The following is a 22,712-nucleotide window of genomic DNA, read 5'->3' as shown; positions in this document are numbered from 1 at the left end:
CTTCGCGGGACCTACTCGACCGCGTCGGCTGGCTCCCTGTCATCATCGAGCGTCCGCTTCGCGATGATCCGAGAGTACTCCCGGCCGCTGTCCTTGATGGACCGCACCTGGGTGTCGTAGTCGACCCGCACGATGCCGAACCGTTTCTCGTAGCCCCAGGCCCACTCGAAGTTGTCGAGCAGCGACCAGTAGAAGTATCCGCGCACGTCGACACCCGCCTGGATCGCGTCGAGCGTCGCGCCCAGGTGTGCGCGCACGAAGTCGACCCGCTCGTCGTCGTGCACGCGCACCACGCCGTCCTCCAGCACGGCATGGTCGTCGTAGGCCGCGCCGTTCTCGGTCACGAACAGGGACGTCCCGGCCGGCTCGGCGTATTCCTCCGACACACGGACGAGCAGGCGCGTCAGCCCCTCGGGCTGGACCTCCCAGTTCATCGGCGTGCGCGGGAGCCCGCGCTCGTGCCAGTAGATGTCTTCGGACGAGGGGAAAGGAGAGTCGCTGCGGCGATCGGTCGGGGCATCCCCCGGCTTCGGCGGGAACTCCGGACGGTGACCGCCGACCAGTTCACCGTGGTAGTAGTTCACGCCGAGCGTGTCGATGTGGGTCGAGATCGTGTCGAGATCACCCGGAAGGATCGCTGCGCGCAGTTCGTCGTCCGCGATCTCGTCGAAGATGTCCTCGGGGTAGGCGCCCCGGAAGATCGGGTCGAGGAACCAGCGGTTGAACTGGCCGTCGATCCGGCGTGCGGCATCGAGGTCGGCCGGGTCGGCGGGGTTCACGGGGTCGGCGACCGTGAGGTTGAGGGTGACCCCCAGGTTCAGGGATGCGTCGCGTCCCCGCAGCTCGCGCACGGTCTGACCGTGGCCGAGCAGCAGGTGGTGGGCCGCCAGCATGCCCTCGGTCTTGCTGTAGTGGCCGGGGGCGTGGATCCCCGCCGTGTAGCTGAGGAACGACGAACACCACGGTTCGTTCAGCGTGGTCCACACGTTCACGCGATCGCCGAGCGCATCGTGCATGTCGAGCGCGTATTCGGTGAACCGATCGGCCGTATCGCGGTTCGTCCATCCGCCGCGCTCCTGGAGCGCCTGAGGAAGATCCCAGTGGTAGAGCGTCAGCCACGGCAGGATGTCGGCGGCCAGCAATTCGTCGACGAGTCGCTCGTAGAAGTCCACGCCCTCGGGGTTCAGCGCTCCCCCGTCCGGACGGACGCGCGACCAGGACGTCGAAAACCGATAGGTCTGCAGACCCATCGACTTCATGAGCGCCACATCGTCGCGGTACAGGTGGTAGTGGTCGCACGCGACGTCGCCGTTGTCACCGTTGATCACCGCGCCGGGCACGCGCGAGAAGGCATCCCAGATCGAATCGCGGCGCCCACCCTCGTGCGCCGCGCCTTCTATCTGGAAAGCGGCAGTGGCCGCTCCGAAGAGGAACTCGGAGGGAAATGATCGCGCGGTCCTTGCAGGCATGCGAGAGGGGGCCTTCCTGATGTCGGTGCTCATGCTAACCCTTCACTGCTCCGGCCATGATGCCGCTGACGAGCTGTCGACCCGCGAAAGCGAACAGCAAGATCAGGGGCACCGTCGCCAGCAGAACACCCGCGAGCACGATCGAATAGTCGACGAAGTAGTTGGACTGGAGCAACGACAGGGCCACGGGCAGTGTGGGGCTCTGACGGTCCAGCACGATGAACGGCCAGAAGAAGTTGTTCCACGCGCCGACGAAGGTGAAGAGAAAGAGCATGGCGGCCGCCGGACGCGCGGCGACCACGCCGATGGTCCAGAAGGTGCGGAGCATGGATGCCCCATCCACCCGCGCTGCCTCGATCAGCTCGTCGGGTACCGCCTGATTGAGGTACTGCGTCATCCAGAACACACCGAACGCGCTCGTCAGCGCGGGCACGATGACCGCACCGATGGTCCCCGTCCAGCCGAGGTCGGCGAACAGGATGTACAGCGGGACGACACCCAGCTGCATCGGAACGGCCATGGTCGCCACCACGAAAGCGAGGAGCCACTTTCCCCCGCGGAAGCGGAGTTTCGCGAACGCCCAGCCGGCCAGCGTCGAGAACATCACGACGGACGCGGCGATCACGGTCGAGCTGAAGATGGAGTTCCAGAGCGCCAACCAGAAGTTGACGGCCGGATCGCCGACCACCGACAGCGCGTTGGCGATGAAGTTGCCGCCCGGGATCCACGACATGTTGGGGTCGTTGATCGTGGATGCGGTTCCGGACCCGATGAGGAACGACCAGTAATAGGGGAAGATGGCCGCCACGGCGACGACTCCCAGGCCGATGTAGACCCAGATGCCGGCGCGGACGCCGCGGATCTTCGTCACACGCTCGCCGCGGCGCCGCGCCTTGGCGTTCGGGATCCCCTCCTCGACGATCGCGAGGGGCGGATTGCTGATGGAGGTCATCGCTGAGCTCCCTTCCGGCGGCGACGGACGATCTCGCCGCGCCCGCCCTCGTCGCGCACCAGGCGCCGGGTGATGAACAGGTTGATGAGACCGATCGCCAGGATGATGGCGAACAGGATCCAGGCGAGCGCCGCGGCGCGGCCGAAGTTGAACTCGCCCCAGCCGATGTTGTAGAGGTACAGCGTGATCGTGAGCCACTGCTGGGCGGCTCCGCCCTCGCCGGTGTTGTCGAACATGCGCGGCTCGTCGAAGATCTGCAGTCCGCCGATCGTCGAGGTGATGATCACGAAGATGAGCGTGGGGCGCAGGGACGGCAGGGTGATGCTGATGAACTGACGGAAGGCGTTGGCTCCATCGACCGTCGCCGCCTCGTAGTACTCGCGGGGCACCGCCTGCATTGCCGCGAGCAGGATCAGGGCGTTGTAGCCGGTCCAGCGGAAGTTCACCATCGTGGCGATCGCGATGTGGCTCCAGAAGGGGTCCTTGTGCCACGGTATGGGGCTGATCCCCAGGTCGCTGAGGACGTTGTTCACGAGGCCGTGGTTGTCGCCGAACATGTTGCTGAAGATCAGGGCGACGGCGACCGGCGCCATCACGAAAGGCAGCAGCACACTCATCCGCCAGAACGTCTTCGCACGGATGTTGCGGTCCAGCATCGCGGCGATGAACAACGCCAGGATCAACTGGGGCACGGACGACAGCACGAAGATGCTGAACGTGTTGCGCAGCGCAGTCCAGAATTTCGGATCGTTGAGGATCCACACGTACTGCTCCAGGCCGACGAACGTGCCGGAGTTGCGGACCAGGTCCCACTCCTGCAACGAGATGACGGCCGTGAACGCGATGGGAAAGAGCCCCACGATCGCGAACATGATGAAGAACGGCGAGATGTAGAGGTAGGGCGAGAGCTTCAGGTCCCACCGGCTCAGCCGGTTCCTGAACGACAGGACCGAGCGAGGCCGCCCGACGGGCGGCGGGGATGAGTCCTGAGACGAGATGACGGGGCGAGCTTCGGTCGCGGTCACGGGGGCTCCGTATCGGTGAGGTCGAAGAGCGGTCAGGGGGTGGGGCGAGCTATCCAGCAAGCACGCCCCACCCCCGTCCGGTCGTTAGAAGGCGTCGACCTCGGTGACCCAGGTGTTCCACGAGGTGCTCTTGTCTTCGACACCGTCGAAGACTCGAGTGACCGCGTTCTGGAGAGCGTCGTGGTACTTGAAGTAGCTCGCGCTCTTGTAGGGGGCGACCGTCACGGCCTCGGCGCGGTTGGCGCCGATCTCGCCGGTCGGTGCATCGTTGAAGTACGGGTTGACGAAGTCCGTCAGCTCGGGGTTCGTGTACGCCTCGACCTGGCTCGGGAACGTGCCGGCTTCGACGAACGCCTTCAGCTGCTGCTCGGGCGCGGTCAGCCAGTCGGCCAGCGCGAGCGCCGCGTCGACGTTGGCCCCGTTCGCGGGCACCGTCAGGTACGAACCGCCCCAGTTGCCTCCGCCGCCGGGGAAGACGTCCGCGACATCCCATCCCGTGACGTCGGGGGCATTGCCGGAGATGATGCCGAGCATCCAGCCCGGGCAGAGCATCGCGGCGAACTCGCCGTTGGTCATCGAGGCGTTCCAGTCATCGCTCCACTGGCCGGCGTACGCGGCATTCGGGATGGCCCGGTCGACCACGAGCTCGTAGGCATCGGCGATGTCGGGGTTGGTCGTCGCGATGACAGTGCCGTCGGGCTCGTCGTACGTGTACTCCATCTGGTTGACGATGCCCTGCAGCACCGAGTTGGCCGAGTCGATCATCGGCTTGCCGGTCGCGGCCTTGTACTGGTCCGCGATGTCGAGGAAGTGGTTCCAGTCGCCCTCGAAGAGCGCGGCGACCTCGGCGCGATCCGTCGGCAGTCCGGCGGCCCCGAAGAGGTCGGCGCGGTAGCAGATGGACTGCGGGCCGATGTCGGTGCCGAAGCCGACGAGTCGTCCCTCGCCGTCCGTCGCGCCCGCTTCCTTCCAGTCCAGCCAGCGCCCCTTCGCGCTGTCCGGCACCTCGGCGAGCAAATCCGAGTACTGCATGGCCTCGGCGAACCAGTCGATCTCGACGGCCTCGATGTCGGCGAGGCCCTCTTTGCCGAGCTTCTGGAAGTAGTTGGCGCGAGCGTCGCCGGACTCGGCGGCCTTGTTGTGCACGATCTTGATGTCGGGGTTCTCATCCATGTACTCCTGCAGGAGTGCATCCGTGTACCCGAAGTTGTTGAACGTGGCGATCGTGAGCGTGGTCTTGCCGTCCGAGTCTCCCGACGGCGAGCCACTCCCTCCACCGGCACAACCGGCGAGAACGATTGCGGAAGCGGAAAATGCGGCGACGATTGCGGCACTCCGGCGCATGGCGCGTGAATTCACTGTCACTCCTTCGTGATGGGTCGTTGTGTATTGCAGGCGTGACGCCGGGCTCGTTCCCGCCGCCATGTGTGTCCGTGGGATCGCTCCCATTCGGTGATGACACGTTATGGGAGCGATCCCACGTATTCAAGAGAGCGCTCCCATATGAAGATCACATTTTTATCACGGACGTCGAGCGACCGGATGCGCCCCCTCAGCGCAGCGTGCGAGCGCGCAGGACCCGTCGAATCACACCCCGCTGCAGGTGCCACTGACGTCGACACGGACCCCGACAGCTGTCGGCCGTAGACTGGACGGGCACCCCGCCCCCGACAGCCGGAGCTCTCACATGCCCACCATCGTCGTCGACGTCATGCCCAAGGCTGAGCTTCTCGATCCGCAGGGAAAGGCCGTCACGGGCGCGCTCTCGCGCCTCGGTGTCACCGACTTCAGCGCCGTCCGCATGGGCAAGCGGTTCGAACTCACCGTGGACGGCGACGTGACGGAAGATGTTCTCGCGAGCGCCCGTCGTGTCGCGGACGAGATCCTCTCGAACTCGGTCATCGAGGACGTCGTCGAGATCACGGTCGTCGACGGCACGGTCGCCGGAAGCACGGTCGTCGGAAGCACGGTGGCCGAGTGAGCCGCCCACGCATCGGCGTCGTCACGTTCCCCGGGTCTCTCGACGACGTCGATGCGCGCCGCGCGGTCCGTATCGCCGGCGCGGAACCCGTCGCCCTCTGGCACGGCGATCACGACCTGAACGGGGTCGACGCGCTCGTCCTGCCCGGCGGCTTCAGCTACGGCGACTACCTGCGCGCCGGCGCGATCGCCGCCCACGCGCCGATCATGTCCGACATCCGGGACGCCGCGGAGAAGGGGATGCCCGTTCTGGGCATCTGCAACGGCTTCCAGATGCTGGTCGAGGCTCATCTTCTGCCGGGCGGGCTCATCCGCAATGCCCACCAGCAGTTCATCCGTCGCGACCAGCGGTTGCGCGTCGAGAACGCGGACACGGCCTGGACGAGCGGCTTCGACGCCGGGCAGGAGATCGTGATCCCGCTCAAGAACGGCGACGGCGGATACATCGCCGACGACGAGACGCTGGACCGCATCGAGGGCGAGGGGCAGGTCGCGTTCCGCTACGTCGGCGTGAACCCCAACGGATCCCTGCGCGACATCGCGGGCGTGACGAACGCCCGAGGAAACGTCGTGGGGCTGATGCCGCACCCCGAGCACGCCGTCGAGCCCGGCTTCGGACCCGACACCCCCGCCGCGATGCGGTCGGGCGAGGACGGCCGCGTGTTCTTCGCGAGCGCGATCACCGCGGTCCTCGCTCACGCCTGATCCCCGCCGGCACGCGGACGCGCCGCGGTAACGTCGAATCATGGATGCCTCGACGCCGCAGCTGACCGTCACCGTACCGTCCCCCGAGGCTCTCGAAGACCTGGGCGAGCTCCCCGCCGGTGTCGAGGCGATCGTCTGGACGATGGAGGATCCCGCGCCGCGCGCGCGAATCGATATCCTCGTGGTCCCCTACATGTCGGGGGCGTCCCGTTTCGCGCGCCTGGAGGGCGTCGAGACCGGGATCCTGCAGGGACAATCCATCGGTTACGACGGCGTCGCCGATCGCCTGCCGGCCGGGCGGGTCTTCGCGAACGCATCCTCGGTGCACGAGACCGCGACCTCCGAGCTCGCGGTGACGCTGGCGCTCGCGGCGCAGCGGCACCTCCCCGAGTTCGTCCGCGCGCAGGACGACGGCGCGTGGCGGCCCGAATGGAGCCCGGGGCTGGCGGACCGACGCGTGCTGCTGCTCGGCTACGGGGGCGTCGGCAAGGCCGTCGCCGAGCGCCTCGCGCCGTTCGAGATCGAGCTCGTCCGCGTCGCGTCACGCGCCCGGGACGAAGACGGGGTCCACATCCACGGCGTGGACGAGCTCGCCGACCTCCTTCCCCACGCCGACATCGTGATCCTCACCCTGCCGGGCGGGGACTCGACGCGTCACATCATCGATGACGCGGCCCTGTCCGCCCTGCCCCATGGCGCCCTCATCGTCAACGTCGGCCGCGGCTCCCTCATCGATCCCGATGCTCTCGCCGCCCACGCGGGTCGCGGACGCATCCGCGCCGCCCTCGATGTGACCGAACCCGAGCCGCTGCCCGCCGGACACCCGCTCTGGGAGACACCCGGCATCCTCGTCGTGCCCCACGTGGGCGGCCTGTCGGCGGCGATGCGCCCCCGCATCGCCAGGCTCGTACGTCGACAGATCGACCGGATGCTTCGGAGCGAGCCGCCGCTGAACGTCGTGATCGACGGATCCTGACGCGCGAGGACAGGAGCGCGAACGCCCCGTCAGGGCGCGGGCGCCTCGTCGATGTCCGCACCCGACCAGAGGTCGCCGCATTCGATCTCGACCACGCCGTGAGCGACGAGGTAGGCTCGCGCTCCCCGATCCCCGGTCAGCGCGGCCTCGAGCGGGGCGAAGTGCCCGGCACCGATGAGCACCGGATGCCCCGGCACACCGGCGTAGGTCGCTTGCACGAGCATCCCCCGCGGCCGGGCACCCCCGGCTTCCACGATGCGCGCGACCGCGGCCGCAGAGGCATCCGGCGTGTCCACCGGCATGATCACGAGCGCCTCCGCACCGTCTTCGCGAGCGGCGGCGAGTCCGACGGCGAGCGTCGCCGAGAGCCCGCTCGTCCAGTGGGGCGAATGCACGATCACGGCACCCTGCGGCACGAGCGCCTCGGCCCGCTCGCCCTCGGCCCCGAGCGCCACCCAGACGGGCTCACAGCCGGCCGATCGCAGCAGGTCGACCGCGATGCGGATCCAGGGCGTGCCATCCGGCGTCGTCGCGAGCGCCTTCGGTCCCCCGAAACGACTGCCGGCGCCGCCAGCCAGCACCAGACCGGCCACGCCGATCGCCGCAGTCGACGCAAGCTCGTTCTCGGGGGGCGCGTCGGTCATGGTCGCTCAGCGTAGCGCGCGCGTAACAGAGGCGGATTAGCGTGGGCACATGCTCGAACTCGCCACGCAACTCCTCGCCCTGTCGACGGCGGGAGAGCGGGTCGCGGTCGTGACGGTCACGCGGGTGGCGCGGAGCGCACCGCGCGGGCTCGGTGCGTCGATGGCGATCACGTCGGGGGGCGGCGTGATCGGATCGATCTCCGGCGGATGCGTCGAGGGAGACGCGATCGTGCTCGCCAACGCGGTCCTCGCCGATGGGATCGCGCGCGCGGCGCGGTTCGGGTTCAGCGACGAACGCGCACACGCGGCCGGTCTCGCGTGCGGCGGAGAGGTCGACGTGCTCGCCTACGTCCTGCAGCCCGAGGACGAGATCGCCCGGCGCGCGCTCGCGAGGGCCGCACGCGACGAGCGCGTCACCGTGGCGATCGGGCTGCGTGAGGAGAACCGCGGGATCATCGCCGACGCATCCGTCCTGTCACGCCTGGCTTCGCCTGTGGCAGCAGAACTCGACGCCGCCGCGGTCCTCTCCGAAACCGAACGGATCGCGGATGGATCCTGGCTCGCGCTGTCCCGGGCGCCGCGCGCGCGTTTGATCATCGTGGGTGCCGGCGAGCACGCGGCCGCGCTGTGTCGGGTGGCGAGCGCCGCGGGTTTCACGGTCACGGTCTGTGACCCGTGGCCGTTGCTGGCGACGTTCGAGCGGTTCCCCGACGCATCCGACATCGTCATCGCCGAACCCGCAGAATACCTTGCAGCGCTCGCATCGGAGCCGGGCTCGTTCGATGGGCGCACCGCCGTCTGCGTGCTCTCGCACGACGAGCGGATCGACATCCCGGCGCTTCATACCGCCCTCGGCATGAATGTCGGTTTCGTCGGCGCGATGGGGGCACGGAGCACGGTGGCGCAGCGGGCCGTGGCTCTGCGCGAACGCGGCGTGCCGGACGCCGACCTGGCCCGGCTGCACTCGCCGCTCGGTCTGGATCTGGGCGGCTCCACACCCGAAGACGCGGCCGTCGCAGCTGTCGCCGAGATCATCGCCTCGCGCTACGCGGGCACCGGGGCCCCGCTCCGGGAAGCGACGGGTCCCATCCACGCACGCACCCCCGCAGACTCCCCGAGCTCGGACATCCCCTCCGGCGCCCCCGCCTGCTCACCGCTGTGATCGCCGGTGATACGCTCGCCGCACTGCGTGTCCTAACAACCATGACCTCCCGACCACCGTCGGTGGAGCGAGCCGGGCGGCTCAGGGCGGGGACCGCCGCGGCTCATCCGTCACAGCAATCCTCGGAGGCCCCCGTGTCCACACCCGCACCGACGCCCGTCGACAAGTCCCAGGCCGGATTGAACGCCCGCCAGTACCACATCGGCATCGCGCCCGGCGAGGTCTCATCGGTCGCCCTACTGCCCGGCGATCCCTTCCGCGTACCTTTCGTCGCGGAGTTCCTGACGGACGTCCGCGACGTAGCGCACAACCGCGAGCACCGCACGATGACGGGCTGGTACAAGGGACGCCACATCACGGCCACGTCGACCGGCATGGGTTGCCCCTCGACCGCCATCGCCGTCGAAGAACTCGCGAGGGTGGGCGTGACGTCCTTCATCCGGGTCGGGAGCTCAGCCGGACTGCAGCCCGGCATCACCCCCGGCGACCTGCTCGTGAGCGAGGGCAGCTTCCGCAACGACGGCACGACGGACGCCTATCTCCCGAAGGGCTTCCCGGCCGTTCCGGACCTCGAGCTGACGCTGGCACTCGCCCGCCACGCGGAGCGCATCGCGACCGCCGCCGGAACACATTCCTTCAGCGGAATCAGCGTCAGCGACGATGCCTTCTACGCCGAGACGCCGGAATGGATCGCCGAGCTGAACCGCATGGGCATCCTGAACGTCGAGATGGAGGCATCCGCTCTGTACATCGTGGCGCGGCTGCGCGGCCTGCGCGCCGGCATGGTGTGCGCCGCCTCGAGCAACCTCGTCGACGGGGCCTCTCTCTACGACGAGAAGAATTCGGCGCTCAAGGACGGCTGGATGCGCAGCATCGAGGCGGCGCTCGAGACCGCGGTCGAGCTCGAGTTGTAGCCCGTCACCCGCCGCGTTGCGGAGCAAGGCGAGCGGCCCAGGCGCAACAGAGCGGCTCGGGCGCAACAGAGCGGCCCGGGCGCAACAGAGCGGCCTCGGGGCGTCGGAATCCCGTTGGGGCGCGGGATTCCGCGCCCCAACGCAGCCACAGCGCCCCAACTCGCGGGTGCACGTGAAACACTCACGAAATCGGGCGCTGATTGGATGGACGGATGCGGCGACGCACACGCGGAAGGGAGTGCCGATGGACCTGAACACCATCACGAGCTTCCGCCGCGCGACCCGCCGAGATGATCTCGCGCTCGCACCGGGCGAGGTCATCCTCGGCGGCGGAACCTGGCTCTTCGGCGAGCCCCAGCCGAACACGACGGGCCTCGTAGACCTGACGACGATGGGCTGGCCCGACCTGGAAGTCTCGGAACACGGGCTGCGCATCGGCGCGACGTGCACGATCGCCACCCTCGTCGCGTTCGCCGAGGGCCGGACGACGGATGCCGTGGCCCCGCGCGACTGGTCCGCGGTCGCGCTCTTCCCCGTCGCCGCGAACGCCCTGCTGGCCTCATTCAAGATCTGGAACACGGCGACCGTCGGCGGCAACGTATGCCGCTCGTTCTCTGCGGGCGCGATCGTCTCGCTCGCCGCTGCGCTCGATGGTGACGCCGTGATCTGGACCCCCGACGGCGGGGAGCGTCGCACCCCCGTCGCCGAACTGATGACGGGGAACGGCACGAACGCGCTCGCCCACGGCGAGGTGCTCCGGGCCGTCGAAATCCCGGCATCGGCGCTCCGCTCACGCGCCCTCATGCGCAAGATCGCCCTCGCCGAATTGGGGCGCTCGGGTGCGGTCGTGACGGGACGCATCGATGACAACGACACGACCGTCTTCACCGTCACCGCCGCGACGCTGACTCCGACCGTGCTGCGCTACCCGGCGATTCCGGCGGCGAGCGAGCTGGCAGCGGACATCGCGTCGGCGCCGGACTTCTACACGGATCCGCTCGGTTCGGCCGATTGGCGACGCGGGGTCACCATCGAGCTCGGCGAGCGCGTCCGCCGCGAGCTCGCCGCGGGCGCCGACCGGGAGCCCGCCGGCCCGGGGTTCGCCGCATGAGACTCGATGTCAACGGAACGCCGATCGAGGTCGATCCCCGGCCGGGTCAGTGCCTGCGCACACTGCTGCGCGAACACGGCCACACCGAGGTCAAGAAGGGGTGCGACGCGGGCGACTGCGGTGCGTGCGCCGTGATCCTCGACGGCGCGCCCGTCCACTCCTGCATCATCCCGGCGATGCGGATCGACGGCAGCACGGTGACGACGGCGGCGGGGCTCGCGCCCGGCGACGAGCTGCACCCCGTGCAAGAGGCGATCATCGAGCACTTCGGCTTCCAGTGCGGTTTCTGCACGCCCGGAATGAGCGTCACGGCATCGACGCTGACCGACGGGGACCTGCCCGACCTCGATCGGCGGATGAAGGGCAGCCTCTGCCGCTGCACGGGTTATCGCCCGCTCCGCGAGGCGATCGTCGGCGCCGTGCGCGAGACGGGGCGGAAGGCGAAGGCGGCGGAGCCGGACGCACGTCCCGAGCCATCCGTGTGCGGTGACGCGTGTTCCGGCACGGGCTCCTGTGATTCCCCGGCCGATCCGGCTGCATCGGGCGTGGGACGCTCGGTCTCACCCGAGCCGGCCCGCCGCGTGGTTCAGGGGCGCGAGCCGTACACCTTCGACGAAGCCGTGCCCGGCGCTCTCGTCCTGCGGGTGGCGGCCTCGCCGCACGCGCACGCGCGGATCCGCGCGATCGACACCGCGGCCGCGCGCGCGGTTCCCGGCGTGGTCGCCGTCTTCACCCACGAGGATGTCCCGGACGTCCGGTATTCGACCGCCAGACACGAGCACCGCAGCGACGACCCCGACGACACCCGCATCCTCGACGACGTCGTGCGGCACGTCGGCCAGCGGGTGGCGGCCGTCGTCGCCGAGACATCCCAGGCGGCCGAAGCGGCCTGCCGGCTGATCGAGATCGACTACGAGATCCTGCCGGCCGTCTTCGATGCCGAGGCCGCGCGCACACCGGGGGCCCCGCTGCTGCACGCCGCCCGAACCGCTACCGATCGTGTGGCAGATGCATCCCGCAACGTCGTCGCGGCCCTGCACGCCGGCTACGGCGGCGACGTCGACGCGGCCCTCGCGCAGAGCGCCGTGCGCGTCGGTGGCACGTGGCAGACCGCACGGGTCAGCCACGCACAGCTCGAGACGCACGGGGCGGTCGGCTGGATCGATGACGACGAGCGGCTGGTCATCCGATCGAGCACGCAGGTTCCGTTCCTGACCCGCGACGAGATCGCGCACATCTTCGACCTGCCGCGCGAGAGCGTGCGCGTCTACGCCCCGCGCGTGGGCGGGGGGTTCGGCGGCAAGCAGGAGATCTTCACGGAAGACCTCGTCGCCCTCGCCGTGCTGCGCACGGGTCGCCCCGTGGCCTACGAGTTCTCGCGGACCGACCAGTTCCAGCGCGCCGCGCTGCGGCACCCGATGCGGGTGTCGGTCGAACTGGGAGCGGACGCGGACGGCACGCTGACGGCGATCAAGCTCGACGTCCTCAGCGACACCGGCGCCTACGGCAACCACGCGATCGGTGTGATGTTCCACGGCTGTTCCGAGTCGATCAGCCTGTACCGCGCCCCCGTGAAGCGGGTCGATGCCGAGGCCGTGTACACGAACAACGTGCCCTCGGGTGCCTTCCGCGGGTACGGCCTCGGGCAGGTGCAGCTGGGGGTCGAATCCGCGCTCGACATCCTCGCCGAACGACTCGACATCGACCCGTTCGAGCTGCGCCGCCGCAACGCCGTCCGCGACGGCGATCCGCTGCTCGCGTGGCACGGTGAACCCGAACCCGACGTGCGCTGGGGCAGCTACGGCCTCGACCAGTGCCTCGATCTCGCGCAGCAGGCCCTGCTTCGGGGCAACGGGGTTGCCGCACCGGAGGGCTGGCTCGTCGGGGAGGGGATGGCGTCGACCCTGATCGCGACCATGGCTCCGCGCGGTCACGTCGCCCACGCCACCGCGACCCTCCGGGCGGACGGAACCTACGTGCTGCGCACCGGCACGGCGGAGTTCGGCAACGGCACCACGACCGTGCAGCGCCAGATCGCGGCATCCGTCTTCGGTGTCGACGGATCGCGGGTGTCGCTGATCCACGCCGACACCGACGGCGTCAGTCATGACACCGGCGCGTTCGCCTCCGCCGGCACGACCGTCGCGGGCAAGGCCGCCCACGCGGCGTGCATGGCGCTGCGTCACCGCATCGTCGGCATCGCGGCGGCTCTCCGCGGAGTCGACGCGGATGCCTGCACGCCGCTGCCCGACGGGGTGCAGACCCCGGCGGGGGTCGTCACGCTCGCCGAGATCGTCGCGGCGGGCGCGGGAGGAAACCCCGAGGGGGTGAGCGCGACGGGCGAGGAGTACGGCGAGGAGCGCTCGCTCGCCTTCGACGTCCACGCGGTACGGGTCGCGGTCGAGCCGTCGACCGGAACCGTACGCATCCTGCAGTCCGTACACGCCGCCGACGCCGGCTTCGTCATGAACCCCGCGCAGTGCCGCGGTCAGATCGAGGGTGGTGTCGCCCAGGGAGTGGGGAGCGCGCTCTACGAAGAGGTCATGATCGACGCGGATGGTGTGGTGATCAATCCGATGTTCCGCACCTATCGCGTGCCGCAGTTCGCCGACATCCCCGATACCGAGGTGTACTTCGCCGACACGAGCGACGAGCTCGGTCCCTTCGGCGCCAAGTCGATGAGCGAATCGCCGTACAACCCCGTCGCACCGGCGATCGGCAACGCGATCGCGCGGGCCCTCGGACGCCGACCGTACGAGCAGCCGTTCTCGCGCGACCGCGTGTGGCGGCTCGCGCAGCAGCCGTCAGCGGTGGGCGCGTCCGGCGGCGATGAGGGCGGTCGCCTCGGAGCGTGAGCCCACACCGAGCTTGCGGAAGACCTTCGAGGCGTGGAACTTGACCGTGTTCTCGCTGATGCCCAGTCGCGCCGCGATCGCCCGGTTCCGCAGGCCCTGCGTCATGAGCTCGAGGATCTCGAGCTCCCGCGGGCCGAGCCGGGCGATGAGGGGGTCGTCACCGTGCGTGTGGGGAGGATCGAGGGGCATGACGACCGAGAGCTCGGATCCCCACCCCTGCGTGACCGCGAGCGTCATCTCGCCGTCGACCGCCGCGACACGCTGCCGCAGTTCGTCGAGCGCCTCGTGGCCGAGCGACTCGTCGCCCGGACCGTCGTCCCGCACGCTGATCAACAGATTCCGGCCGTCGCAGTCCCATTTGACGCGGACGCGCGACGTGCCGGGTTGGTCGACGGACGCCAGGATCGCTCGGCGCACGATCGCCCGCGCCCCGTGCGCGATCTCGCTCGGCAGCGCGCGTCCGTCCACCGGTGGCTCGACGAACTGCACGTCGACGTCCCGGTAGCGCACGAGGGGCACCAGGTCATCGCGCAGGCGTTCGAACGCCGAGGTCACGGGCTCTTCCGTGAAGGTGCGGACCAGGTCCGTCGACGTGCGCAGTTGGACCATCGCGCGAGCCGCGACGCCGACGGCGGCCTGCCGCGCGGCGTGGTCGTCGGTGGAGGGCGACCGCAGCACCGCGAGGAGCGACTCGAGTGTGCGCGAGTGACTGTCGCTGAGTTCGGCCACGACCTCGGCGCGAACCCCGGCCGCCGCGCGGGACTCGAGCAGATAGCTCGGCGATGCTTCGCGAGCGGGCTGCCGGATCCGGATCGCCACGATGCGCCACAGGTGCAGCAGGTCCTCGTCGAGGGTTGCCCCGCCTCCGTATTCGGCGTCAGCGGCAAGGGCTGTGCCGGGATCGACGAGCACCAGGAGCGGTCCGGTCTCGGCGAGCGCGAGGATCGCCTCGCGCGGCTCGCCGCCGAGGATGACCCGATCGCGGCGTACACCCGAGCCATCCAGCGATCCCCTGGCGACCACCATCTCGGAGAGGACGACCCGAGATGCGAGGGCCGCATCGCCGTAGTGCTTGAGCGGATGACTCACGTCGTCCTCCGCCAGGATGATCAGCGCGGAGTGGGGGATCGTCGGCGCGAGATATGCCGAGAGCGCGCGAGTCAATTCGGGCAGGGGTGCCGCCACGATCTCGGCGAGGGCCGCGATCGCCGTCGCAGCCCGAGGGCCCTCGGCGGCGAGCTCGCGCCTCTTGGCTCTTTTCGGCGCCATCGGTCGATGCTAACCGGCGCTGGCGGGATCCGCGCTACCCGAATGGGTAGTGCGAACTACCCCGACCGCCGATGGTGCTACCGAAACGTGTGGCCCAGGCTGGGGAATGCCGCCGAGGTCGACCCGACGCGCGCGGCCCGAACGTTCGAGGAGGAACCCCCATGACGAACAACCGCGCCGTCGCCTACAAGGGTCCGGGCAAGGTCGAGGTCATCGACACCGCGTACCCCACCTTCGAGCTGAAGGACGGACCGGGCGTGAACCCCGCGAACGTCGGGCGCAAGCTTCCGCACGCCGTCATCCTCAAGACGGTCGCCACCAACATCTGCGGGTCGGACCAGCACATGGTCCGCGGACGGACCACGGCGCCCGCGGGCCTCGTCCTCGGTCACGAGATCACCGGCGAGGTCGTCGAGGTCGGTCCCGACGTCGAGTTCGTCAAGGTCGGAGACATCGTCTCGGTGCCGTTCAACATCTCGTGCGGCCGCTGCCGCAACTGCAAGGAAGGCAAGACGGGCATCTGCCTGAACGTCAACCCGGACCGTCCCGGCAGCGCCTACGGGTACGTCGACATGGGCGGCTGGGTCGGTGGCCAGGCCGAGTACGTCCTCGTGCCCTATGCGGACTGGAACGCCCTCGTCTTCCCCGATCGTGAGCAGGCCCTCGAGAAGATCCTCGACCTGACGATGCTCTCCGACATCTTCCCGACGGGGTTCCACGGCGCCGTCACGGCGGGAGTCGGCGTCGGATCGACCGTCTACATCGCAGGCGCCGGGCCGGTCGGCCTCGCCGCGGCAGTCGGCGCCCAGTTGCTCGGCGCGGCCGTCGTCATCGTCGGCGACCTGAACGAGGAGCGACTCGCGCAGGCGCGCAGTTTCGGTTGCGAGACCATCAACGTCGGCGACGGCGACGTGCCCGACCAGCTCGCGCAGCTGCTCGGTGTCCCGGAGGTGGACGCCGCGGTCGACGCCGTCGGGTTCGAGGCGCGGGGTCAGGGGCACGGCGCGGACGCGGCCGAGGCCCCCGCCACGGTGCTCAACTCGCTCATGGACGTGACGGCCGCGGGTGGGGCCATCGGCATCCCGGGTCTCTACGTCACCGGCGACCCGGGCGCGGCCGATGAGGCGGCGCAGAAGGGCTCACTGTCGCTGAGCTTCGGCACCGGCTGGGCGAAGTCGCTCTCGTTCACCACCGGGCAGTGCCCCGTCATGCGGTACAACCGGCAGCTGATGATGGCGACCCTGCACGACAAGGTGCAGATCGCGAAGGCCGTCAACGCCACCGCGATCTCGCTCGAGGACGCACCGCGCGGCTACGCCGAGTTCGATGCGGGCGCCGCCACCAAGTACGTGCTCAACCCGAACGGCTACATCGCAGCCTGACCGGGCCCCCGACATCCGTCACCACCCTCACGATCGAAGGAGAACCACATGTCAGCTCTCACCCTCGCGGACGCCCGCACCCTGATCGCCGCCGCGGAAGCGCGCGCCGACGAGATCGGCCAGCCCATGAACATCGCCGTCGTCGACGCCGGCGGCAACCTGATCGCCCACGTCCGCCAGGACGGCGCCTGGATGGGCAGCATCGACATCTCGATCAGCAAGGCGTGGACGTCCCGCGCCTTCGACATCCAGACGAAGGACCTCGGCGACAACTCGCAGCCGACGCAGCAGTTCTTCGGCATCCACACCACGAACGGCGGCAAGGTCGCGATCTTCGCGGGCGGCGTGCCCCTGCTGCGCGACGGTGTCGTCGTCGGCGGGCTCGGCGTCAGCGGCGGATCGGGCGAGCAGGACCAGACCGTCGCCGAAGCGGGCGCCGCCGCGCTCTAGCCGGGCACGATCGTTCGCCGAAACACCCCTCGCGCGACGAGACACCCCCTGACCCGGGTGTCTCGTCGCACCAGGGGTATTTCGCTGAGCCAGCGGCTACCAGCGGCCGGCGCTGCCGCCGCGCAGACCCTGCTTGACCACGACCAGACGATAGGTGCCATTACCCGCCGACCACCAACGGTGGTGGATTCCACCCGCGTAGTACGCCGAGTCCCCGGCACCGAGCGTGGACTGCTCACCGTCGATCTCGACGTGGATCGCGCCCTCGACCACGTACACGAACTCGTCCTCGGCGTGCACGAAGACCTCGCCGGGGGCGGTCGCACCCCCCGTCACCTCCATCGGGTGAAGGGGACGGGAGCCGTGCGCGAGCATCCGGGCCGCGCCCGCGGCGAACCCTTCGGGCACCGACGCGTCCGTCTCGTCGTGGCGGTGCACCTCGACGGCCGGATGAGCGGATGCCGCGGCATCCGCTTCGGCGATCAACTCGATCGGGCTCGTCTCGAGCGCCGAGGCGATGCGTCGCAGCGACGAGAGGCTCGGCTGAGCCAGCCCGCGCTCGAGCTGGCTCAGGAACGGGTGCGACAGGTCGGTCGTCTCGGCGAGCCGGACCAACGTCATGCCCCGCGCGTGACGAACCCTCCTGATCGCGGCGCCGAGTCGGACATCCGCGTCGTCCGCACCGGACGGTCGCGCATCGAGACTCGCAGGCATGATCCCGAGCCCCGGTTATGCCGGGAGCGCGACGCCGTGAGCGGTCGCGTACTCTCCCACTCGGTCGACGAATGCCGCTTTCTGCTCGGGGGTCAGCCACGACGCCTCGAACGAGTTGACGGCGAGCTGCACGAGGTCGGTGTCGGACAGCCCGGCCTGCTCGGCGAGCGCGACGTAGTTGTCGCCGACATACGCGCCGAAATAGGCCGGGTCGTCGGAGTTGATCATGACGCGCAGACCCGCGCGCATCAGGCCGACGATCTCGTCGGCCTTCATCTGCTCCGTGACGAACGAGTTCGAGACGGGGCAGCAGGTGAACCCGAGTCCGCGCTCTTTCGCGATGGCGACGAGTTCGGGATCTTCGACGATGTTCGTGCCGTGGTCGATGCGCTCGACCCGGATATCGGTGAGGACCGACCGGATGTTGTCGATCGAGCCGACCTGGTCGATGTCGCAGTGCATCGTGAGGCGGAAGCCCTCGGCGCGGGCACGGGCGAAGACCTCCGAGAACTTGCTCGGCGGGTTGTCGCGCTCGTCCGAGTCGAGTCCGACGCCGATGATCCAGTCCTTGTACGGCAGCGCCGCCTCGAGCGTCGCCGCGGCATCCTCGGCCGAGAAATCGCGCAGGAAGCACAGGATGAGTTCCGCCGAGATGCCGAGCTCCTCATCCGCCCGCACGGCCGCGCGGTGATATCCCGTGATGACGTTCTCGAACGGGACCCCGCGACTCGTGTGCGCCTGCGGGTCGAAGAACATCTCGGCGTGCACGACGCCCTGTTCCTGGGCCCGCTGCAGGTAAGCCCAGGCGAGATCGTGGAAGTCGTCGGCCGTCTGCAGCACCTGCATCGCCGGGTAGTAGACGGCGAGGAAGCTCGTCAAGTCCGTGAAGTCGTACGTCGCCTTGACCTCTTCGACGGTCTTCTCGGCGAGTTCGATGCCGTTGCGGGCTGCGAGTTCGAACTTGAGCTCGGGTTCGAGGGTGCCCTCGAGATGCAGGTGCAGCTCGGCCTTGGGCAGCCCATAGGCGAACGCGGTGAGCGCGGTGGTGTCTGTCATGGTGTCCTTTCGGGCGGGCGGAGGAGGCTGCCTTTTCGTCGGGCGACCTGTCGGTTCGGGTCTCGCGTGTCAGCGACTCAAGCGTTGCAGACCGGGACGCTACGGGTTGTGTGTTCGGGTTACCTCAGGAGCGGTTACCCATACCCATGCGCGCCAGGGCGACGGACTCGAGGATCTGGACGATGTTGTAGATGACCAGAGCGGTTCCGGTCACCAGCACGACGGCCGTCCAGACCGCCGAGAACTGTGCTGCGGCGATATAGCCGCCCACCGCCCCGCCGATTCCCCCGCCGACGGCGAGCCACTCGGCGAGCAGGGCGCCCGTGATGGCGCCCGGCACCGAGATTCGCACCGCCGCGAAGAACTCCGGCAGCGAGCTGGGCAGGGCGACCTTGCGCAGACGCGTCCACGAGGTTCCGCCGTAGACCGTGACCAGGTCGTTCATCTGGGGCGAGGCGGACTTCAGCCCGAACACGATGTTGACGAGCGCGGGAAAGAGCACCACGATGCCGCCGATGACGGCGACCGAGGCGAACTCACGACCGAAGATCAGGATGATGACGGGTGCCATCGCAACGAGGGGCACCGAGCGCAGCAGCATCGCCATCGGCATCAAAGCGTGCTCCACGCCCTTGCTGAGCTGGAACACGATCGCGACAAGAAGCGCGACGGTGAGGCCCGCGGCGAAGCCGACGACCGAATGCCCGAGCGTCACCCCGAGCTGACCGAAGAGCTGCTCACGGTTCGCCTCGGCGTTCGGCACGGTGAAGAGGAAGTTCCAGACATCCACCGGTCCCTTGCCGACGTAGGGCGAGATCTGGAACGCCCAGAGCGACCCGACCCAGAGGATCAGCACGGCGACGATCGTGAGGACGAACGTGAGCACGCTCCGCCCGAGCGCGCGGAGGGTCGAGAGGCGGACCTCGCGGCGCATCTCGCGTTCGAGCTTGGCGAGCTGTTCCGGTGCGCCGGGAACGGTGACGGCGGGCGAGATCCCGACATCCGTCATGACGAGACCCCCTTCGACCAGGGCGCGATAGCGCGCGCGATGAGTCCGACCAGGCCGTATCCGATGAGGGCGACGGCGCCCGAGACGAGTGCGATGTCCCACACGCGAGCGGAGTTCAGCGCCTGCTGCGCGGCGATCATCGCGGGACCGACCCCGACGGTGATCTTGCCGAAGAACTCCCCGAGCACGGCGCCGAGGAAGGCCGCGGGCACCGCGATCTTCAGGGCGTTCAGGATGGCGGGGAGCGATGCGATCAGCCGCACCTTGCGCAGCTGAGTCAGACGGGATCCCCCGTACACGGTCACCAGGTCGAGGCTCGCCTTGTCTGCGGCTTTCAGCCCGAGCAGCGCGCCGACCACGGTCGTGAAGAAACAGCTGAGCGCCGCCAGGAAGACGGCGGTCGTCGAGGGCTGGCCCGACGTCGGGATCGGCACGATGACGGTGAGCAACAGGCCGAGCGCAACGATCGGGATGCAGTAGGTGATGATGGCGAGCTGCATGATGACGCCCTCGAGCCGGGGCACGATCAGCACGAGCGCCGAGAGGACGAGCGCGAGCCCATTGCCCCAGAGGTAACCGAGGCCGGCCTCGCTGAGCGTCACGCCGAAGTTGCGTGCGTAGAACTCCCAGCCGGTGTTGACGAACTCGATGATGACCTGGGGAGGTGTGGGGATGGCCTGCACGCCGCCGGGCCCGACGTTCGAGAACACCGTCGCGGCGAGGATCCACCAGATCGCGATGATCCCGACGACGCCGATCACGCCGGTGACCCACGCCGGAAGCTTGATGTCCTCCCACTGAACCGCGCGCGGCTTGGTCGCGCTGGTCGACGAGTCAGTGGTCATCCGTCGCGGCGCCTCCGACGCCGAAGAGCAGCTCGGATGCCTGGTCGACGTAGGCGTGGAACTCTGGCGTACGCATCATCTCGGGCGTGCGGGGACGCGGCAGGTCGATCGTCATGACCTCTTTGATGCGACCGGGACGCGGGCTCATGACCGCGACCTGGTCCGAGAGGAAGATCGCCTCCGAAATGCCGTGCGTGACGAGAAGCGTGGTCGCCGGCTTCTCGGTCCAGATGCGCAGCAGCTCGAGGTTGAGCTTCTGCCGCGTCATGTCGTCGAGGGCGCCGAAGGGCTCGTCGAACAACAGCACCGAGGGCTTCATGATGAGCGAGCGCGCGATCGAGACGCGTTGGCGCATGCCGCCCGACAGCTGCGCAGGCTTGGCCTTCTCGAATCCCGTGAGCCCGACGAGCGCGATCATCTCCTTGACGTAGTCCTTGTCGACGGGTTTGCCCGCGACCTCGAACGGCAACTGGATGTTCGACTGCACGCTCCGCCAGGGCAGCAGCGCGGAGTCCTGAAACGCGATGCCGAGCTCGTTGCCTCGGCGCAGCTCTTTGGGGCTCTTGCCGTCGACGCGTGTCGTGCCGCTGGTGGGTTCCTCGAGGCCCGCCAGGATGCGCAGGATGGTCGACTTGCCGCACCCCGAGGGCCCGAGCAGGGCGAGGAACGTGCCCTGCTCGGTGTGCAGGTTCGCGTCCTGCAGCGCGACGACGCTCTTGCGCCCCACGCTGAAGGCCTTGTTCAGTCCGGTGATCTGCAGACCGGTGCCCAGGTTTGTCGCCTGGGCACCGATCTGGGTGGCCGTATCGGTCACAGTTGATATCTCTCGATTGAGGTGAAGGACTCAGCCCGCGTAGGCGATGAGGTCCGGGTTCTCTTCGTAGACCTCGTCCAGCAGGGTCATGTCGAAGAGGTCTGCGGCATCGAGCACGATGCCCGCCCCGGCGAGGCTTTCGATCGTGAGCTTCTGCAGTGCCTCGGAGATCGTGAACAGACCGTTCTCTTCGGTCTCGGACGAGACGATGAGCTTGTTCTGCGCCTCGGCGCCCGCGAGCGTCTTGGCCGGGTCGAGGTCGAGGTCGACACCGTACTTCTCGATGGCGAGGTCTGCACCGGCCTGCGGGTCGGCGAGAGCGTCGCTCCAGCCCCTGATCTCGGCGACGAGGAACGCCTTCAGCATCTCGCGGCTGTTGGCGATCGTGTCGTCCGTGACCGTGACGGTCTCGGCGACGAACGGCAGGCCGTTGTCGGCGAACGGCAGGTTCGTGGTCGGGATTCCCGCCATCTCGACCGAGATCGCCTCGTTCGTGAGGTACGCGACGAATCCGTCGACCTCGCCGTTGACGAGCGGTGCCGGGTCGTACTGCACGGGGACGATCGTCAGGTCGGAGGCGTCGATGTCGTTGGCCGCGAGCAGCGCCTTGAAGAGGGTCAGGTTGCTGTCCTGGACACCGATCTTCTTGCCCTTGAGGTCGTCGGGGGTGGCGATGTTGCCGCCGGCCTCGAGAGAGAGGATCGTGAACGGGTTGGCCTGGAACGTCGCACCGATGATCTTGAGGGGTGCGCTCTCGTTGGCGATCGCGGAGCCGATCTGCACCGAGTCGCTCAGCGCGATGTCGGCCGTGCCACCGAGGAGCTCGGGGATGCCGCCCGACGGACCCGGGACGAGCTTGACGGACGAGAACCCGGCCTCTTCGTAGTATCCGTTCGTGTCGGCGAGGTACTCGCCCGCGAACTCTTCGTTGAAGATCCAGCTGAGCTGGAGCGTGATGTCGCCGAAGCCTTCTTCGCCGGCAGGTGACTCCGAGGCGTCGGAGCCGCTCCCGCTGGCGCAGGCGGTGAGGGCGAGTGCGGCGATCGCGATGCTCGCGCCGGCCGCGACGAGGCGGCGGCGGCGAGGGGTGTTGAAGCGAAATGTCATGTGCTGTGTCTCCAGATTGGATGGGGTGGCACTCGGGTATATCGACACGGCCAAAGGCCTCGGCCCTGCGCGATAGAGGTGACGCTATGGGATGTAGATTTCACGAACACTGGCGCAGTGTTTCGTCGCCGTTACACCTGGGCGCCGGTGACGCCCTCGTACGCGACTCAGTCCCGACGACAGGCCCCGCGGGCGGGCCGCCCGGAAACACGGGCCGCCCGCGACTCCTGCGACCCACGCAGCCTGAATTGTTGACGGCGCGCAGGCCGGCTC

The 22,712-nt window shown here is 68.8% G+C and carries 21 protein-coding genes; 9 read left to right on the top strand and 12 right to left on the bottom strand.

What is annotated here, in order from left to right; translation table 11 throughout:
- Positions 1 to 11 precede the first annotated feature (11 nt).
- The 4 genes from C2868_RS13415 to C2868_RS13400 form a co-directional block, all read right to left on the bottom strand.
- Positions 12 to 1,469 (bottom strand): GH1 family beta-glucosidase, encoded by a 1,458-nt coding sequence (locus tag C2868_RS13415; protein WP_100812844.1) that lies wholly within the window; start codon positions 1,467 to 1,469, stop codon positions 12 to 14.
- 34 nt (positions 1,470 to 1,503) lie between these two features.
- On the bottom strand, positions 1,504 to 2,421 hold the full coding sequence (locus C2868_RS13410; RefSeq protein ID WP_100812635.1) for a carbohydrate ABC transporter permease: 918 nt from the start codon (positions 2,419 to 2,421) through the stop codon (positions 1,504 to 1,506).
- Positions 2,418 to 3,446, bottom strand: a complete 1,029-nt coding sequence (locus C2868_RS13405) for a carbohydrate ABC transporter permease (RefSeq protein ID WP_374935786.1) — start codon at positions 3,444 to 3,446, stop codon at positions 2,418 to 2,420. The genes C2868_RS13410 and C2868_RS13405 overlap by 4 nt, the downstream gene beginning before the upstream one ends.
- Before the next feature lie 84 nt (positions 3,447 to 3,530).
- Positions 3,531 to 4,805, bottom strand: coding sequence for an ABC transporter substrate-binding protein (locus C2868_RS13400; protein WP_100812634.1), 1,275 nt, complete (start codon positions 4,803 to 4,805; stop codon positions 3,531 to 3,533).
- A gap of 328 nt (positions 4,806 to 5,133) precedes the next feature.
- Here C2868_RS13400 and purS point away from each other — a divergent pair, with 328 nt between their 5' ends.
- From purS to C2868_RS13385, 3 genes are read left to right on the top strand one after another with little or no spacing between them, the layout of a single operon-like run.
- The gene (gene purS / locus C2868_RS13395) at positions 5,134 to 5,427 is read left to right on the top strand and encodes a phosphoribosylformylglycinamidine synthase subunit PurS (protein ID WP_100812633.1); all 294 of its coding nucleotides are present in this window, start codon (positions 5,134 to 5,136) and stop codon (positions 5,425 to 5,427) included.
- On the top strand, positions 5,424 to 6,131 hold the full coding sequence (gene purQ, locus C2868_RS13390; RefSeq protein WP_100812632.1) for a phosphoribosylformylglycinamidine synthase subunit PurQ: 708 nt from the start codon (positions 5,424 to 5,426) through the stop codon (positions 6,129 to 6,131). The genes purS and purQ overlap by 4 nt, the downstream gene beginning before the upstream one ends.
- A gap of 40 nt (positions 6,132 to 6,171) precedes the next feature.
- Positions 6,172 to 7,107, top strand: coding sequence for a 2-hydroxyacid dehydrogenase (locus C2868_RS13385; RefSeq protein ID WP_100812631.1), 936 nt, complete (start codon positions 6,172 to 6,174; stop codon positions 7,105 to 7,107).
- 29 nt (positions 7,108 to 7,136) lie between these two features.
- Here C2868_RS13385 and C2868_RS13380 read toward each other — a convergent pair whose 3' ends face one another.
- The gene (locus C2868_RS13380; RefSeq protein ID WP_198519629.1) at positions 7,137 to 7,751 is read right to left on the bottom strand and encodes an NTP transferase domain-containing protein; all 615 of its coding nucleotides are present in this window, start codon (positions 7,749 to 7,751) and stop codon (positions 7,137 to 7,139) included.
- A gap of 49 nt (positions 7,752 to 7,800) precedes the next feature.
- On the opposite strand from C2868_RS13380, the gene C2868_RS13375 reads away from it, so the two are divergent.
- The 4 genes from C2868_RS13375 to C2868_RS13360 all read left to right on the top strand — a co-directional run bounded on the left by C2868_RS13375 (position 7,801) and on the right by C2868_RS13360 (position 13,793).
- The gene (locus tag C2868_RS13375) at positions 7,801 to 8,913 is read left to right on the top strand and encodes an XdhC family protein (RefSeq protein WP_100812630.1); all 1,113 of its coding nucleotides are present in this window, start codon (positions 7,801 to 7,803) and stop codon (positions 8,911 to 8,913) included.
- Positions 8,914 to 9,047: 134 nt separating this feature from the next.
- Positions 9,048 to 9,827 (top strand): nucleoside phosphorylase, encoded by a 780-nt coding sequence (locus C2868_RS13370; protein ID WP_157814041.1) that lies wholly within the window; start codon positions 9,048 to 9,050, stop codon positions 9,825 to 9,827.
- Positions 9,828 to 10,071: 244 nt separating this feature from the next.
- Entirely contained in the window at positions 10,072 to 10,938 is an 867-nt protein-coding gene (locus C2868_RS13365; protein WP_100812628.1) for an FAD binding domain-containing protein, read from the top strand.
- The gene (locus C2868_RS13360) at positions 10,935 to 13,793 is read left to right on the top strand and encodes a molybdopterin-dependent oxidoreductase (protein WP_100812627.1); all 2,859 of its coding nucleotides are present in this window, start codon (positions 10,935 to 10,937) and stop codon (positions 13,791 to 13,793) included. The genes C2868_RS13365 and C2868_RS13360 overlap by 4 nt, the downstream gene beginning before the upstream one ends.
- On the opposite strand, the gene C2868_RS13355 is transcribed toward C2868_RS13360, so the two are convergent.
- A complete protein-coding gene (locus C2868_RS13355; RefSeq protein WP_232711374.1) occupies positions 13,743 to 15,062 on the bottom strand; it encodes a LuxR C-terminal-related transcriptional regulator in 1,320 nt (439 codons plus the stop codon). The genes C2868_RS13360 and C2868_RS13355 overlap by 51 nt on opposite strands.
- Positions 15,063 to 15,223: 161 nt before the next feature.
- Here C2868_RS13355 and fdhA point away from each other — a divergent pair, with 161 nt between their 5' ends.
- The gene (gene fdhA / locus C2868_RS13350; RefSeq protein WP_100812626.1) at positions 15,224 to 16,444 is read left to right on the top strand and encodes a formaldehyde dehydrogenase, glutathione-independent; all 1,221 of its coding nucleotides are present in this window, start codon (positions 15,224 to 15,226) and stop codon (positions 16,442 to 16,444) included.
- A 48-nt stretch (positions 16,445 to 16,492) separates the two neighbouring features.
- Positions 16,493 to 16,894, top strand: coding sequence for a heme-binding protein (locus C2868_RS13345; protein WP_036297211.1), 402 nt, complete (start codon positions 16,493 to 16,495; stop codon positions 16,892 to 16,894).
- 96 nt (positions 16,895 to 16,990) lie between these two features.
- Here C2868_RS13345 and C2868_RS13340 read toward each other — a convergent pair whose 3' ends face one another.
- From C2868_RS13340 to C2868_RS13315, 6 genes are all read right to left on the bottom strand, one after another.
- On the bottom strand, positions 16,991 to 17,608 hold the full coding sequence (locus tag C2868_RS13340) for a helix-turn-helix domain-containing protein (protein WP_100812625.1): 618 nt from the start codon (positions 17,606 to 17,608) through the stop codon (positions 16,991 to 16,993).
- 15 nt (positions 17,609 to 17,623) lie between these two features.
- A complete protein-coding gene (add, locus tag C2868_RS13335; protein WP_100812624.1) occupies positions 17,624 to 18,664 on the bottom strand; it encodes an adenosine deaminase in 1,041 nt (346 codons plus the stop codon).
- Positions 18,665 to 18,788: 124 nt separating this feature from the next.
- The gene (locus C2868_RS13330; RefSeq protein WP_100812623.1) at positions 18,789 to 19,673 is read right to left on the bottom strand and encodes an ABC transporter permease; all 885 of its coding nucleotides are present in this window, start codon (positions 19,671 to 19,673) and stop codon (positions 18,789 to 18,791) included.
- On the bottom strand, positions 19,670 to 20,518 hold the full coding sequence (locus tag C2868_RS13325; RefSeq protein WP_100812622.1) for an ABC transporter permease: 849 nt from the start codon (positions 20,516 to 20,518) through the stop codon (positions 19,670 to 19,672). Before C2868_RS13325 ends, C2868_RS13330 begins: the two co-directional genes overlap by 4 nt.
- Entirely contained in the window at positions 20,508 to 21,332 is an 825-nt protein-coding gene (locus C2868_RS13320) for an ABC transporter ATP-binding protein (RefSeq protein WP_232711373.1), read from the bottom strand. Before C2868_RS13320 ends, C2868_RS13325 begins: the two co-directional genes overlap by 11 nt.
- A 30-nt stretch (positions 21,333 to 21,362) precedes the next feature.
- Positions 21,363 to 22,439, bottom strand: coding sequence for an ABC transporter substrate-binding protein (locus C2868_RS13315; RefSeq protein ID WP_100812621.1), 1,077 nt, complete (start codon positions 22,437 to 22,439; stop codon positions 21,363 to 21,365).
- Between the last annotated feature and the right edge of the window lie 273 nt (positions 22,440 to 22,712).

Origin of the sequence: Microbacterium sp. CJ77 (assembly GCF_002911615.1) — a bacterium.
Taxonomy (GTDB): Bacteria; Actinomycetota; Actinomycetes; order Actinomycetales; family Microbacteriaceae; genus Microbacterium.
The sequence above is the reverse complement of the archived record's forward strand: the minus strand, read 5'-3'. Positions and strand labels throughout refer to the sequence as shown.

What these genes read in the sequence shown, in the direction of transcription:
- C2868_RS13415 (WP_100812844.1), bottom strand. Translation starts at nt 1,469, where the DNA reads ATGCCTGCAAGGACCGCGCGATCATTTCCCTCCGAGTTCCTCTTCGGA.
- C2868_RS13410 (WP_100812635.1), bottom strand. Translation starts at nt 2,421, where the DNA reads ATGACCTCCATCAGCAATCCGCCCCTCGCGATCGTCGAGGAGGGGATC.
- purS (WP_100812633.1), top strand. Translation starts at nt 5,134, where the DNA reads ATGCCCACCATCGTCGTCGACGTCATGCCCAAGGCTGAGCTTCTCGAT.
- C2868_RS13385 (WP_100812631.1), top strand. Translation starts at nt 6,172, where the DNA reads ATGGATGCCTCGACGCCGCAGCTGACCGTCACCGTACCGTCCCCCGAG.
- C2868_RS13380 (WP_198519629.1), bottom strand. Translation starts at nt 7,751, where the DNA reads ATGACCGACGCGCCCCCCGAGAACGAGCTTGCGTCGACTGCGGCGATC.
- C2868_RS13375 (WP_100812630.1), top strand. Translation starts at nt 7,801, where the DNA reads ATGCTCGAACTCGCCACGCAACTCCTCGCCCTGTCGACGGCGGGAGAG.
- C2868_RS13365 (WP_100812628.1), top strand. Translation starts at nt 10,072, where the DNA reads ATGGACCTGAACACCATCACGAGCTTCCGCCGCGCGACCCGCCGAGAT.
- C2868_RS13360 (WP_100812627.1), top strand. Translation starts at nt 10,935, where the DNA reads ATGAGACTCGATGTCAACGGAACGCCGATCGAGGTCGATCCCCGGCCG.
- C2868_RS13355 (WP_232711374.1), bottom strand. Translation starts at nt 15,062, where the DNA reads ATGGCGCCGAAAAGAGCCAAGAGGCGCGAGCTCGCCGCCGAGGGCCCT.
- fdhA (WP_100812626.1), top strand. Translation starts at nt 15,224, where the DNA reads ATGACGAACAACCGCGCCGTCGCCTACAAGGGTCCGGGCAAGGTCGAG.
- C2868_RS13345 (WP_036297211.1), top strand. Translation starts at nt 16,493, where the DNA reads ATGTCAGCTCTCACCCTCGCGGACGCCCGCACCCTGATCGCCGCCGCG.
- C2868_RS13340 (WP_100812625.1), bottom strand. Translation starts at nt 17,608, where the DNA reads ATGCCTGCGAGTCTCGATGCGCGACCGTCCGGTGCGGACGACGCGGAT.
- add (WP_100812624.1), bottom strand. Translation starts at nt 18,664, where the DNA reads ATGACAGACACCACCGCGCTCACCGCGTTCGCCTATGGGCTGCCCAAG.
- C2868_RS13330 (WP_100812623.1), bottom strand. Translation starts at nt 19,673, where the DNA reads ATGACGGATGTCGGGATCTCGCCCGCCGTCACCGTTCCCGGCGCACCG.
- C2868_RS13325 (WP_100812622.1), bottom strand. Translation starts at nt 20,518, where the DNA reads ATGACCACTGACTCGTCGACCAGCGCGACCAAGCCGCGCGCGGTTCAG.
- C2868_RS13315 (WP_100812621.1), bottom strand. Translation starts at nt 22,439, where the DNA reads ATGACATTTCGCTTCAACACCCCTCGCCGCCGCCGCCTCGTCGCGGCC.